Source organism: Archangium gephyra, assembly GCF_042230915.1.
Lineage (GTDB): Bacteria > Myxococcota > Myxococcia > Myxococcales > Myxococcaceae > Archangium > Archangium gephyra_B.
In genome coordinates, this window is the sequence record NZ_CP102578.1 from 2,606,279 (window position 1) to 2,620,145 (window position 13,867).

Here is a 13,867-nt window from a genome sequence, read left to right on the forward strand (position 1 = left end):
CCGCCATCGCTGGATGAGCGGTCCCCCTTGGCGGGTGCTTGATCATCGGCCCTGTCCGTGAAACACCGTCGCGCCATCCGTTGTAGAGATGAAGCAACCTCCATGAGCACCAGGCAGATTTTTCAGGACGAGTACTTCACCGTGCTCGTCGACGAGCGGCTGGGCATCGTCCGCACCGTTCGCAGCGAGAAGCCGTTCGACTCGCTCGGGGAGCTCGACGGCATCTTCGCCCGGCTCGGTGCCGCCCTGGATGCGCTGGGGCGCTCGCGGTATGGGCTCCTCGCCGACCTCCGGGCCACTCCTGGCCGGAATGATCCCCAGTTCGAGGCGGCGCTCGAGCGTCTCCGCCCCATGTGGGTGGGCGGCTTCCGGAAGCACGGCGTGCTCGTGCGGACCACCGTGGGCCTGATGCAGATCCAGCGGCATGCCCGGCGCGACGGCGTCGAACGGCTGATCTCCAAGGACGAGGACGAGCTGCTGAAGTACCTCACGGCGGACGTCCAGGTGCCTCGCTGAACGGCGAAGCGGCCCGCGGTGTCCTCGCTCGAGCGGGGATGAACCGGGGCCGCCAGCCTGTGCTTGCCTGCGTTCGCGGTGCTACGGCTGGGTGAAGCCCGTCAGCCACTGCAGGTTGGGGTCCGCCGACCAGGAATAGGTGCCGTTGAGCCACTTCTGGTCCAGGGAGTTCTGGCTGCCAGAGCAGCCGCCAGTCGCGCGCATGTAGCAATGGTCGGCGGTGCCATCCGAGACTTCCGCGTGCTTCACGATGTACCAGCCGCTGCCATTGCTGGCGAAGCAGGAGGTCGCCGTGCAGCTGCGGCCCGTCAGCTCCTGCAACTGGCCGCGCACCGAGCTCTCGCTGCTGCCCATGAAGCTATCCGCCTCGCCATTCACCGCCCGGAGCCGGTCACTCGACAGCGTCCGCTTGCCATTGGCGACACAGGCACGGAGATCGTAGAGGGAGTACTGGACGCCCGCTCCCAGTCCATAGGCGGCCTGGACCCGGGCGTCATAGTTCTTGGCCAGAATCGCGAGGATCGAGCCCTGGCTGAAGCCGGCCACGACGATGCCCTTGGAGCAGTCCGCGGCGGGGCGGGAGCAGAGGGCCGCGACCGCGCTGCTCGCGCTGGTCGAATCGAAGATGCACTTGGAGCGGGCCGTCAGCGTGGAGCAGGCGCCGAAGGAGGAGCTCGGATACTCGACGGTGGCCGCGACGTAGCCACGGCCCGCCATCTCGTCGACGGCGGCCAGCGCCGAGGCGTTGTTGTACGTCTCCGACGTGCCCACCATGTAGATGAAGACGGGGTACTTGCTCGTCGAGGACGGCTCCTTGCCCTGGATGTTGTACGTCGTCCCGCAGGTGCCGCTGCCGCCCTTGTACGTCGCCGTGAAGCTGGTCAGGGTTTGCGCCCAGACAGGCGTACTCCAGGCCGTGGACAGCAGCAGCCCCATGACAATCTTTGCGACCACCGACCTCTTCATGGTGTCTCCTCGGGTTGTCTCGAAATGGTTTGTCTTGAAACGGGTTGCGGACAGACGCCTCCCGTTCGAGGGGGACCTCGAGCGCGAAGGGAGTGGGCGTGAGCGTGGTTCCGCGAACGTCTTGCTATTTGAGAAAGTAGATAAAAGCGTGGATCCCGTCAATGGGGGAAAACTGAATTAGCAGTAGAGGGCTGAATAGCTCGTGCGGTGTGTCATTGCCCCGGCGTTCCGCTCTGCGAAACACAGTCAATGAACGTGGCGAGGCATTCCGCTGCGCGAAACACTGGCAGTGAATTCGCCAGCGCGTTCCGCCCTGCGAAACACTACCCATCCATTCATCGGCGCGGGTGCTCAGGGGCGGTTCCTTCCCAGTTTCGCTGTGCGAAATTGAGTTTCGCAGAACCTTGACCCCTCTCTCCCGGTTGTCTATCGTCCTGACAATCCCGCTTTCCCCGGCAGCCATGTCCCGCATTCCAGACCCGCCCTCTCCTCCGACGGACACCGGTACACCCCTGGTGGAGTCGCTGGAGCAGGTGGGCGAGGAGGAGGTGAAGGACCGGCAGTTCGTGACGGCGTTGGCGCGCGGGCTGGAGATCCTGCGGGCCTTCACGCCGCAGCGGCCGATGCTCGGCAACCAGGAGCTGGCGGCGAGCACGGGCCTGCCCAAGCCGACCATCTCCCGGCTGACGCACACGCTCACGCGGCTGGGCTACCTCACCTATTCGGAGCGGCTGGGGAAGTACCAGCTCGGCACCCAGGTGCTGGCGCTCGGCTTCGCGGCGCTCTCCAACATGGGCGTGCGCGACGTGGCGCGGCCGCTGATGCAGGAGCTGGCCGACTACGCCAACGTCCCGGTGTCCCTGGGGAGCAGGGATCGGCTGAACGTGGTGTACGTCGAGCACTGCCGCTCTCCGGCCGCGGTGACGCTGCGGCTGGACGTCGGCTCGCGGATTCCGCTGGCCACCACGGCCATGGGACGGGCGCTGCTCGCCGCCCTGCCCGAGGCCGAGCGGCGCTACCTGATGGGGCACATGGCGAAGCGCGACCCGGAGAAGTGGCCGCGCCTCCAGGCCGGCATCGAGCAGGCCCTGGAGGAGTACAAGACCCATGGGTTCACGCTCTCTATCGGCGACTGGGACCGGGACGTGAACGCGGTGGGTGTGCCCTTCATCTCCCCCGACGGGAGCGGCATCCTGGCCTTCAACTGCGGCGGCCCGGGGTTCCTGGTGCCTCGCCAGCGGCTGCTGCGCGACCTCGGCCCTCGCCTGGTGGAGCTCGTCCGCGACGTCGAAGCGGCCCTGTCGCGCCGCTGACCCCCCGTGCATCCTTCCGTCCCCATCCCCGAGAGAACCCATGTTTCTGGCCCTTGGTGCCCTCGCTGGCATCGTCCTTCTCGTGTTCGCCCTGCGGCAGTGGTTGCTGCACCGCGAGTGCGAACCAGCCCGGAGCGAGCCCTTCGACGGTGACGTGTACCAGGTCGGCAAGGCGGCCATCGCCGAGCGCCGCTGCGACCACCCGCACACCACGGTCATCTGCATGCACGGCTTCGTGGCCGACATGCGCTACTTCACGCACCACTACAGCGACCCCGGCATCCAGCTCATCCTGCTGACGAGCTGCGACTACCACGTGCCCATCACCGGGCCGCGGTACAGGTCCGCTCCCTGGGTGAAGGTGCCCCCCGCGCCGGAAGGCAGCATCCCCTACGACGCCGCCGTGCTGGTGCAGGCGCTGGAGCACCTGCCGAGGACCGGGAGCATCCGTGTCCATGGCCACTCGAGGGGAGGCGCCGTCGTGCTGGAGGCCGCGTCGATGCGGCCCGACCTGTTCGAGCGGGTGGAGGTGGTGCTGGAGGCCCCCGTGCTTCCCCAGGCGCGCCCCTATGTGAGCGTGAACGCCGCCCAGCTCTGGTTCCTGTCGTTCCTGATGCCCTTGTGGCGCCGCGAGCCCATCTCGCGGCGTAACCGGGGGGCCTGGGGCCCGCTGGAGAACGAGCGCAAGCGCGAGCTCATCATGGCCTTCCCGTTCAACCCGAAGCGCGTCGCCACCATGGTGTCCAACCTGCTGGGGATCGGCGATTGGATGAAGCAGCGCGACGTGTCCCTCTACCAGCGCATCCCGCGCGGCACGGTGCTGGTCCCGGGGAAGGACCGGGTGCTGGATTTCCATTCCATGCTGGAGAGCGCCCAGCGGGCGGGACCCGGAGTGAACGTGGTGAAGCTGGACGGCTGCAGCCACTTCGTCCTATGGGATCGCCCTGACGCGCTGCCCCCGCTGGCTCCGTCGGCGGAGCGTTCCGCCGCGCGCTCGTGAGTCACACCTTTTGACCCTCATGCCCAACAAAAGCCGCACGGCCGTCATCCTCGCCGGGGTTGCCATCCTCTCCATTGTCGCGCTGCTCGGCGTGCAGACCTGGGCCACCCTGGCGCGCGACCAGCTGCCCCTGTTCTCGCTGGCGCACGTGGCGCCGGACGGCCGGGTGTTCGTCCTGGTGGACGGGAACCTCTACGTGGAGAGCCAGACGGGCGAATCGCTCGAGGTCATTCCGCTCAGCCGCTTCGGCGTGCAGCACTTCGAGGGCGACTTCGCCGTGCTGTCCGATGACAGCATCATCCTCGAGAGCGGGCGGTTGCGAGGCGCGGAGCCGCTGCAACGCTGCGCGCTGAAGACGGGGGAGTGCCGGCAGCTCACCGGGGCGGGCGATTCGCTCCTGGCGGGCGTGGCGTTCAGGCTCGCGGTGGACGAGCCCCACCAGCGCATCCGGGTCGCGTACACCGCGCACCACCAACTGCTGCTGGCGGATCTGGAAGGGCGCGTCCTGAGCAGGAAGTTCGGCGCCTGCCGGTTCCCCAGCGCGATGGCACGTGTCGCGGAGGACGAGTTCCTGGTCTCCGATACCAATCTGGCGCGCATCGTGCGCATCAGCGGCCGGGAGGAGGACTTCGGCACGGCGCTCGGCCAGTTCAGTGTCGAGGGCTGGTCGAAGCAGCCAGAGCATACGTACCCGAAGGGGATCGCCATCACCGGGGACGGCACGCGCTGGATCGTGGTGACGGACGGGAGGATCAGCAACGGCGAGCTCTACCGGCTAGGCCACGAGGCCAGCACGCCCACGCCCATCCCCTTGCCGGAAGGCACGGACGCGATGTTCCCGGAAGCCCTGGCCGATTCAGTGCTGCTGCCCGACGGTGGCTTGTACCGGATCCATCGGTTCGCCCTCGATGGCACGCGCATGACGGACTTCGGCTCGCCGGAGCTGAAGGCGAGCTTGAACGGGCTCACCGCCCGCGCCTCGGTTCTCGGCCTCGTGTTCAAGGGGAGCTACGTCGGACTGCTGGCCGTCTCGCTGCCCATGCTCGTCGTCGCGCTGTGGATGCAGCGCAAGGCGGCGGCCTCCGAGGAGCGGGTGGCCGTTCCGGTGGAGCCGCAGGCCGGGGAGGACGCGCCGTACCGCAATCCGGAGTCCCGGTCGCGGGAACTGCGGGGCGAATATCTGTTCCAGCGGCGGTTCACGGTCCTGGACTCGCGCGACGCACGGCGGGCCGGCCTGCTGATGTCCGTGCCCTACGTGTTGATCTGCCTGGTGGCGTTGATGCTGGTGGGCGTCACGATCGCCTCCAGGCCCTCCGGAGACGGGGCGTGGAGGCTCTTCGTCTGGCCGGTGGGTCTGCTGGTGGTGCTGCTGATCTTCCTGGCGCTCGGTGTCTTCCAGAGTCTGAAGCACGAGCGCCTGTCGATCGATGCGCGGGGCCTTCGCTATGCCTCGCTCTTCCGCGGGCCGCTCGCGTTCCTCGCGCGTCTGTTGCCAGGCTGGGAACTGGCGTGGGAGGAGATCGAACACATCACCCTGAAGAGGGCGGCCGGTGGCCGGGTGGGCGGGGCGTGGTACTACGAGTTGCGGGACCGGAGCGGCAAGCAGCGGCGCATCAACGCCTTGTCCTGGCGCCTCGAGGGTGAGGATGAAACCGGGCTGACGCTGCGAGCCGTGCAGCGCTTCAGCGCCGCGGAGGTCCAGGCGGTGGTTCGCAAGACCCGTCTCCACCGCCAGTTGGCCGCGCACCTGCCTGAACTGGCCTCCCCCCAGGGCTGAGCATGCCGGCCGTGTACCGCCTCTCCCCCAGGGAGCAGGCGGGCGCCAGACGCGGCGGTTCGTGGCAATCTCCGCGGCGGGAGCGGAGGCTCCCCGCACCCGATGACTCCTTCCTCACCCCTGAAGCCCGCCGCGTGGGAGCGGAGAATCGCCGTCGCGGGCGCGCTGCTCGCCGTCGCGGTGGTGGCGCTCAAGCGAGGCCGGCAGCACCCGGACGAGGTCTTCCAGTTCCTGGAGCCGGCCCATGGCCTGGCCTTCGGGTACTGGCTCGTGGCCTGGGAGTGGGTGGAGGGCCTGCGCAACTGGGCCGTCCCAGGAGTGCTGGGGGGCATCCTCGCGCTGTGCGGGCGGATGGGGCTCGAGCACCCGTGGGCGCTGGCCTCGGTGGTCTGGGTCTGCTGTGCCGCCGTGCAGGCCTGGGGCACGCTGGCGCTGTTCCGGCTCGTCGAGGAGCGGGATGGCCGCGAAGCCGCGCTCCTGGCGGCGGCCGTCCACGTCACCTGGGGCGGGTGGCTCCTCTACGCCGCGAGGCCCCTGGCGGACTCGCTGAGCGTGGCCCCGTTGCTCGGAGCGCTCCTGTGGTCCTGGCGCGCCCGCGCCCGTGACGGCCTGCGCGAGGGGTTCTGGAGTGGCCTCCTGCTCGGCCTGGCCTTCGTGGTGCGCTACCCCTCGGCGGTGTTTGGCGTGCCCATCGCCGTGAGCCTGCTGGGGGCGCGGCGCTGGCGCTCGCTCGCGGGCGGGGCGCTGGGGGTGGGCGCGGTGATGCTGGGGCTCGGCCTGCTCGACTGGCTCACCTGGGGCGCGCCCTGGCACACGCTCTGGAAGTACTTCGAGTTCAACATCGTCAGCGGCGGCTCGGCGAAGTTCGGCACGAAGCCCGCGTGGTGGTACCTGCCCACCCTGGCGGGCATGGTGCCGCTGCTGCTCGTCTGGCACTTCGGGCGCGGGCTCGGGCGGCGGGATCTGCTTGGCGGCGCCTTCGTCTTCTACTTCGGGGTGATGTCGCTGCTCGCGCACAAGGAGGTCCGCTTCCTCGCGCCGCTGCTGCCGCTCTTCGTGGCGCTCGCCGCGGGACCGCTCTGGCGCACGCTCTCGCAGCGCGTCCGCTCCCGCCGGGTGATGGGCGGGCTCGTGGGCGTGTACGCGCTCTCCTCGCTGGCGGCGGCCACCGTGCAGATGCCGGACGGGCTGGCCACGGAGGAGATCGATGCGCTCGTCTTCGCCGGGCAGGACTCCTCGCTCACCGGGCTCATCGTCGCCGGCCAGAAGGAGTGGAACATCAGCGGACGCTTCTACCTGCGCCGCGACGTGCCGCTGCTCGTGCGTCCCGAGAACCGCGTGCGGGAGCTGGATGGCGCGCTCACGGAGCCTCAGTTCTCGCATGTGCTCGTGAATGGAACGGCACTTGGGGCGCGGCAGGTGGAGACGGCCGGGTTCTGCGTCCTGCGGCGGTGGGGTGGGGCGGTGCTCTGGCGGCGGTGCCCCTCCGGGAGTGGCTCTGGAGAGTTGCTTACGTCTCCTTCCGGGCCGTGAAGGCTTCGCGCCCTCCCTTTTCTGACGCAGGCGCTCCGGGCATGGACCGGAGCGCCTGTTGCCACCTCACTGCACGAAGGTGAGCGAGCCCGCGGGCAGGGGAGTGCCCGAGGGCCACAGCACGTAGGCCGAGCGGCGGGAGTGGTCCCACGCCCGCTGCAGTTCCTCGCGCTTGTACGTCACGTTCACCAGCTCGTCGTTGGGGAAGGCGGGGTCATTGCAGATGACGTCCCCCTCCGGCGTGAAGCCCTTCACCACGATGAGGTGCCCGTCCGAGCGCTGGATGGGCGAGCCGCTCAGCTCCCCCTTCTCGTAGGCGATGCTGATGCTGACGGGAATTCCCTCGGCGATGAGCCGCTCCACCTGCGCGAACGAGTCGAAGCGCGCCACCAGCCCGTGCAGCGCTCCGTCCCCGATGGCCGAGCCGTACGCGGTGTTGAAGGGCCAGTTTCCCGTGCCCTCGTACACCGTGTCATAGGTGTACTCGGCCGCCACGGGCACCGGCACCACCAGCTCGTTGCGGCCCAGCTTCTTGCCCCAGTACGCGAGAATCATCGACACCGAGGTGGGCGAGCACCAGACGCCCCCGTCCGGCGGGTAGAGCATCTGCGAGCGGCCCGGCACCTCCAGCACCGTGCCCCAGGCGCGCTTGTCCGAGGGCTCGTCCGCGGCCTTGCGGCCCGAGTCCGTCATCGCCGCCGTGAGCGCACGCACGCGCGGGCTCACTCCGGGCTTGGAGGAGAAGAGCCACACCTTCATCCTCAGGCCATCCGCCTTCTTCTTGAGCACCAGCGTGTCGGTGAAGACCTTGCCGCTCTCGTCCTCCTGCCGGTCCTTGCTGTGGCGCGCCACGGTGCCCTTGTCGAAGGCCCAGACGCCGAAGTCGTAGTCCTTCGTCCACTGGCCCTCGACGCGCGCGGCGAGCGTCAGCCGCACCCACGTGCCCGGCGGCGTCAGCACGTCGAAGGAGGGCACCACGTTGTCGAAGCCACCGGCAATGGTGTGCTCCTCCGAGGCCGCGCTGCCGAAGACGTAGCTGCCCGCGGCCAGCGGCGTCTGCGCGTTGGGCGGCGTGTGGCTGGGGAACGGATCCGCCTCGGAGCGGGCCGTGGCCGCGTCGAGCTCGAGCGCCCCTTCCGGGGTGAGCGCGGTTCCCTGGCGGGTGAATCGCTCGAAGTCACGCGTCTGCGCGCTCTTCCTCCAGATCTTCGCCACCGGTCCTTGCTCCTCGGGTGTGGGCCTTGCCTGCCACGCGCAGGCCGTCAGCGTGGATGCCAGCAGGACCAGATACAGCGGAACTCGGGTCTTCGTCGGGGTTGTCATGAAGCTCGCTCGGGTGCTGTCGGGGAAGGGGGACGGGGGCTACTTCGCCAGCTCGGACAGGAGTTGGTAGACGAACTCGGCGCCGGGCTGGAGCGAGGCCGAGGGAATCCGCTCGTTGGGCGCGTGGGCCGTGCGGGCGTCGTCCGGCGTGAGGGCGAAGAGGTCGATGCCATAGGCGTGGATGCCCGCCCGGCGCAGCGGGGTGGACTCGGTGGTGCCGGTGGACATGCGGGGGAAGACGGGGGCACCCGGCCACACCTTCTTCGCGGCGGCGGTGGCGGCCCGGAACATCGCGTTGTCGCCCACCGGCGAGGCGGGCGAGTCCGGCGGCGTCATGTTCAGCTCCACCTGGATGTCGCTGTCGGCCACCGCCTCGACGAGCCGGGCGCGGAAGGCCTGGATGTCCTCGTCAGGGAGCAGGCGGCAGTTGATGGTGGCCTCGGCGGTGGCGGGAATGACGTTGGGCCGGGTGCCGGCATTGAAGACGGTGGGCACGCAGGTGGTGCGCAGCACGGCGGCCAGGGCCGGCTCCATCCGGGCGATGGCGTCCACCGCCTCCTGCGGAGGGTTGTCCGGCGAGGCCGAGAGCCGCTTGAGGGCCTCGCCCAGCTCGCCGCCCGTCACCTTGACGCGGCCCTCCACGTTCAGCCGGGTGACGGGGGTGAGCCGGGTGGGGAAGGTGAGCGTCCCGACGCGGGCCACCGCCGCCGCCAGGCGCACCATGGGGTTGGGCGCGGCCGGTGGCACGGAGGAGTGTCCGCCGGGGCCGGTGGCCTTCAGCGTCACGTTGCGCGACACCCGCTCCGCGGCCTGGAGATTGACGAAACGCACCCGGCTCCGGTCCTCGGCCAGCTCCGTGAGGCCGCCCTCGTTGATGGCGAGCTCCGCCTCGCGCAGCTCGGGGTGGTGCTCCAGCAGCCACTCGATGCCGGCCTTGCCGCCCACCTCCTCGTCGGCGCTGAGCACCAGCACCACGTCCCGCTTCAGCTTCACCCCGTCGCGCTTGAGCCTGCGCAGCGCCAGCACACTGGCCGCGGCCATGCCCTTGTTGTCCTGGACGCCGCGCCCGTAGAGGAAGCCGTCGCGCTCGGTGAGCGTCCACGGGTCCGAGGCCCACTCCTCGCGTCTGGCGGGGACCGTGTCCAGGTGGGCGAGCACCAGCACGGGACGCGCGCCGCCCGTGCCCTTCAGGCGGGCGATGAGGTGGGCGCGACCGGGCACGGCCTCGGCGAGCTGGGACTCGATGCCGGCCTCGCGCAGCCACCGCGCGGCCACCTGGGCGGCGGCGGCCTCGTTGCCCGGCGGGTTGGAGGTGTCCACGGCGATGAGCTCGGTGAGCAGCGTGCGCATCTCCTCGGCGGCCCGGGGCGGGGCGCTTCGGGACGGGGCCGCGGCGTGGCCGCAACCCGGCACGGCCAGGAGGGCGAGAGCGAAGAACAGGGGGCGCATGCCGCCAGTCTATGGTAATGGCGGCTCTCCCTGGGAGGCTCATCGCATGTCACTTCCGATGGATGTCCGAGTCATCGAGCTACCCCTCCGCCACGCCTGGACGATCGCGCGGGGGACCAGCACCTCGAAGCGCAACGTCATCGTCGAGCTGCGCGAAGGCAACCTGGTCGGCCGGGGCGAGGCCGCTCCGAACGTCCGCTACGGTGAGTCCGCCGAGACGGTGACCGCCGCGCTCGAGAAGCTCGCTCCGGCGCTCGCGGGCGATCCGCGTCATTTCCGCCTCCTGTCCGAGCGTGTCGAGGAGGCCCTGCCGGGCAACCACGCGGCGAAGGCGGCGCTGGACATCGCGCTGCATGACCTGGCCGGCAAGCGCCTCGGGGTGCCGCTCCACCGGATGCTGGGGGTGGATCCGTCGCGGATGCCCATCACGTCGTTCTCCATCGGCATCGATGACCCGGCGGCCATGGCCCAGAAGGTGCGGGAGGCGGAGCCGTACCCCGTGCTGAAGATCAAGCTCGGCGCGCAGTCGGTGCGCGAGATGTTCGGCGCGGTGCGGTCCGCCACCCCCAAGACGGTGCGGGTGGATGCCAACGAGGCCTGGACGCCGGAAGAGGCGCTCAAGCACATCGAGTGGCTGGCGACGCAGGGCGTGGAGCTGGTGGAGCAGCCGCTGCCGGCGGCGGACGTCGAGGGTGCGAAGTGGTTGCGCCAGCGCTCGCCGCTGCCGCTGGTGGCGGACGAGGCGTTGATGATGGCCTCGGACGTGCCGAAGCTGGCCGAGGGCTACCACGGCATCAACGTGAAGCTGCAGAAGTGCGGCGGCATCCGCGAGGCGCTGCGCATCATCGAGACGGCGCGCTCCTGCGGGCTGAAGATCATGCTGGGGTGCATGGTGGAGACGTCGGTGGGCATCGCCGCGGGGGCGCACCTGGGGCCGCTGGTGGACTGGCTGGACCTGGACGGCAACCTGCTCATCTCGGCGGACCCCTTCCAGGGGCACCCGGTGGTGGACGGGCGCATCCGGCTGGGTGACGGACCCGGGCTCGGCGTGGAGCCGCGGTCCACTCCATGACGGAGCCGCTCATCCAGAGTCCGATGGCGGTGCTCACGGTGCTGCTGGCCGTGCTGGCGCTGCTGTTCTTCGCGGAGCGGCACCCGGTGGGAGGGCGCGTCTTCAAGGTCGTGCCCATGCTCGTGCTCGTCTATTTCGTGCCCACGTTGCTGTCGAACACGGGCCTCATCCCCACGAAGTCGGACCTCTACGGCTTCGTGTCGGCGTACCTGCTGCCGACGAGCCTGGTGCTTCAGGTGCTGTCGATGGACCTGGGAGCCATCTCCCGGCTGGGGCGCAGCGCGGTGTTGCTCTTCCTGGCGGGGACGGCGGGCATCATCGTCGGTGGGCCCGTGGCGTACCTGCTGCTGGGCTGGCTGGTGCCAGCGGAGCTCGGAGAGCAGGCCTGGAAGGGCCTGGCGGCGCTCAGCGGCTCGTGGATCGGCGGCAGCGCCAACTTCGTGGCCATCGGGCAGAGCATCGGCACGAAGGAGGACGTGCTGAGCATGATGGTGGTGGTGGACGTCGGCGTGTCGAACATGTGGACGGCGGTGCTGCTCTACTTCGCGGGCCGTGAGCTGGCGATGGACACGCGCATGGGCGCGGACCGGCGCGCCATCGACGTGGTGCGCGAGCAGGTGGAGCGCTTCCATGCCTCGGTGCTGAGGCCCGCGTCCCTGACGGACCTGGTGTGGATCCTCACCCTCGGGTTCGGCACGACGGTGGCGTGCACGGCGTTGGCGAAGACCCTGCCGGACATCGGCACCATCATCACGGGCTTCACCTGGGTGGTGCTCCTGGTGACGACGGTGGGGGTCGCGCTCTCGTTCACCCCCCTGCGCAACCTGGAAGGGGCCGGCGCCAGCCGGGTGGGCATGCTGTTCCTCTACGTGCTGGTGATGACCATCGGCGCGAAGGCTGACTTCCGGCGGCTGTTGGACGCACCGGCGCTGGTGGCGGTGGGCATGGTGTGGATGGCCATCCACGCGGCCTTCATCCTCGGGACGCGGCGGCTGCTGCGGGCGCCCGTCTTCTTCGCGGCGGTGGGCTCTCAGGCCAACGTGGGCGGCGCGGCCTCGGCGTCCGTGGTGGCGGCGGCCTTCCACCCGGCGCTCGCGCCCGTGGGCGTCATGCTCGCGGTGGCCGGCTACGTGCTGGGCACCTACGGCGGGCTGGTCTGCGCGCTGCTGCTGGAGCAGGTGCACCGAATCATCCACTGAGACTCGCGACAAAGGAGCTGCCGGTGATGCGCCCGATGGCGATGATCCTCCTCGTGCTCACCCTGGTGGGGTGTGCCACGTCCCCTCGAACGGCTCCTGGCTCTGGCGAGCCAGCCACCCTGGCCATCCTGAATGCCCGGGTGTGGACCGGGAACCCGCGCCAGCCCTGGGCCGAGGCCGTGGCCGTCCGAGGCGAGCGGCTCGCCGCCGTGGGCTCCACCGCCGAGGTGCGGGGGCTCGTGGGCGCCGGGACGCGCGTCATCGACGCGAAGGGGCAGTTCCTCGTGCCCGGCTTCAACGACGCGCACGTGCACTTCATCGACGGTGGCCACCGGCTCGCCTCCGTGCAGCTGCGCGACGCGAAGACGCCCGCCGAGTTCACCGCGCGCCTGAAGGCCTTCGCCGCCTCCGTGCCGAAAGGCACGTGGATTACGGGTGGGGACTGGGACCACGAGCTGTGGGGCGGCGAGCTGCCGCGCCGCGAGTGGATCGATGCCGTGACGCCGGACCACCCGGTCTGGGTCAACCGCCTGGACGGGCATATGAGCCAGGCCAACAGCGCGGCGCTCCGGGCGGCGGGGGTGACGGCCGCGACGCAGGAGGTGCCCGGCGGCACCATCGTCCGCGGTCCCCAGGGTGAGCCCACCGGAATCCTCAAGGACAACGCGCAGGCACTCGTGGACCGCGTGAGGCCTCCGCCGCCGGTGGAGCTGAGCGACCGCGCGCTGGAGGCGGCCATGCGCTACGTGGCCGAGCAGGGCGTCACCTCGGTGCAGAACATGGGCACCTGGGAGGAGCTGGCCATCTTCGAGCGCGCGCATGCGGCCGGCCGGTTGCGCACCCGCATCTACGCCGCCGTCCCGCTCGACACCTGGGAGCGCCTACGGGACACCGTGGCCGAGCGCGGCCGGGGCGACACGTGGCTGCGGATCGGCGGGCTCAAGGGGTACGTGGACGGCTCGCTCGGTTCGCACACCGCCGCCTTCCACGCACCCTTTACCGATGCACCGGGGGACAAGGGGCTGCTCGTCAACACGCCCGAGGACCTGTACCGGTGGATCTCCGGCGCGGACAAGGCGGGCCTGCACGTGATGGTGCACGCCATCGGGGATCGGGCCATCGGGATTCAGCTCGACACCTTGGCCCGCGTGGCGGCGGAGAACGGGCCGCGCGACCGGCGCTTCCGCATCGAGCACGCGCAGCACCTCGCGCCCGAGGACGTGAAGCGCTTCGCCGGGCAGGGCGTCATCGCGAGCATGCAGCCCTACCACGCCATCGACGATGGCCGCTGGGCGGAGCGTGTCATCGGCCCCGAGCGGGCGAAGACGACCTATGCCTTCAAGTCCCTGCTGGACGCGGGGGCGAGGGTAGCCTTCGGCAGCGACTGGTACGTGGCGCCGCCCACGCCGCTGGAGGGCATCTACGCCGCGGTGACCCGGCGGACGCTGGATGAGAAGAACCCCGGCGGCTGGGTGCCCGAGCAGCGCATCGGCGTGGAGGACGCGCTGCGGGCCTACACGCTCGGCGGGGCCCATGCCTCCTTCGAGGAGCAGGAGAAGGGCACGCTGGAGCCGGGCAAGCTGGCGGACCTCGTGCTCATCGACCGGGACCTCACCCGCGTGCCGCCGGAGACGATTCGCGACGCGAAGGTGATGCTGACGGTGGTGGGCGGGCAGGCCGTCTTCGAGCGCTGACCGGCGCCTCAGCCAGGATGGGTGG

The 13,867-nt window shown here is 70.2% G+C and carries 11 protein-coding genes; 8 read left to right on the top strand and 3 right to left on the bottom strand.

Features of this window, described 5'->3' with window-relative positions:
* Positions 1 to 102: 102 nt before the first annotated feature.
* Positions 103 to 516 carry a hypothetical protein gene (locus tag NR798_RS10395; RefSeq protein ID WP_375771294.1) on the top strand — a complete coding sequence of 138 codons (414 nt, stop codon included), beginning with the start codon at positions 103 to 105 and terminating at the stop codon, positions 514 to 516.
* Positions 517 to 597: 81 nt separating this feature from the next.
* On the opposite strand, the gene NR798_RS10400 is transcribed toward NR798_RS10395, so the two are convergent.
* Complete coding sequence (locus NR798_RS10400; protein ID WP_375771295.1) at positions 598 to 1,482, bottom strand: hypothetical protein; 885 nt, start codon at positions 1,480 to 1,482, stop codon at positions 598 to 600.
* A gap of 461 nt (positions 1,483 to 1,943) precedes the next feature.
* On the opposite strand from NR798_RS10400, the gene NR798_RS10405 reads away from it, so the two are divergent.
* From NR798_RS10405 to NR798_RS10420, 4 genes are all read left to right on the top strand, one after another.
* Positions 1,944 to 2,795, top strand: coding sequence for an IclR family transcriptional regulator (locus tag NR798_RS10405; RefSeq protein WP_375771296.1), 852 nt, complete (start codon positions 1,944 to 1,946; stop codon positions 2,793 to 2,795).
* A gap of 40 nt (positions 2,796 to 2,835) precedes the next feature.
* Entirely contained in the window at positions 2,836 to 3,795 is a 960-nt protein-coding gene (locus NR798_RS10410; RefSeq protein WP_375771297.1) for an alpha/beta fold hydrolase, read from the top strand.
* 19 nt (positions 3,796 to 3,814) lie between these two features.
* Complete coding sequence (locus NR798_RS10415; RefSeq protein WP_375771298.1) at positions 3,815 to 5,572, top strand: hypothetical protein; 1,758 nt, start codon at positions 3,815 to 3,817, stop codon at positions 5,570 to 5,572.
* A gap of 102 nt (positions 5,573 to 5,674) precedes the next feature.
* Positions 5,675 to 7,105 (top strand): glycosyltransferase family 39 protein, encoded by a 1,431-nt coding sequence (locus NR798_RS10420; protein ID WP_375771299.1) that lies wholly within the window; start codon positions 5,675 to 5,677, stop codon positions 7,103 to 7,105.
* A gap of 66 nt (positions 7,106 to 7,171) precedes the next feature.
* Here NR798_RS10420 and NR798_RS10425 read toward each other — a convergent pair whose 3' ends face one another.
* Positions 7,172 to 8,320 carry a peptidase C39 family protein gene (locus tag NR798_RS10425; protein ID WP_375771300.1) on the bottom strand — a complete coding sequence of 383 codons (1,149 nt, stop codon included), beginning with the start codon at positions 8,318 to 8,320 and terminating at the stop codon, positions 7,172 to 7,174.
* Between the two features lie 147 nt (positions 8,321 to 8,467).
* Positions 8,468 to 9,877 (bottom strand): M20/M25/M40 family metallo-hydrolase, encoded by a 1,410-nt coding sequence (locus tag NR798_RS10430; protein WP_375771301.1) that lies wholly within the window; start codon positions 9,875 to 9,877, stop codon positions 8,468 to 8,470.
* Between the two features lie 46 nt (positions 9,878 to 9,923).
* On the opposite strand from NR798_RS10430, the gene NR798_RS10435 reads away from it, so the two are divergent.
* The 3 genes from NR798_RS10435 to NR798_RS10445 are packed head-to-tail and all read left to right on the top strand — an operon-like array spanning position 9,924 to position 13,842.
* On the top strand, positions 9,924 to 10,949 hold the full coding sequence (locus NR798_RS10435; RefSeq protein ID WP_375771302.1) for a dipeptide epimerase: 1,026 nt from the start codon (positions 9,924 to 9,926) through the stop codon (positions 10,947 to 10,949).
* Positions 10,946 to 12,148 (top strand): DUF819 domain-containing protein, encoded by a 1,203-nt coding sequence (locus NR798_RS10440; RefSeq protein WP_375771303.1) that lies wholly within the window; start codon positions 10,946 to 10,948, stop codon positions 12,146 to 12,148. The genes NR798_RS10435 and NR798_RS10440 overlap by 4 nt, the downstream gene beginning before the upstream one ends.
* Positions 12,149 to 12,174: 26 nt before the next feature.
* A complete protein-coding gene (locus NR798_RS10445) occupies positions 12,175 to 13,842 on the top strand; it encodes an amidohydrolase (RefSeq protein ID WP_375773746.1) in 1,668 nt (555 codons plus the stop codon).
* Positions 13,843 to 13,867: the final 25 nt, after the last annotated feature.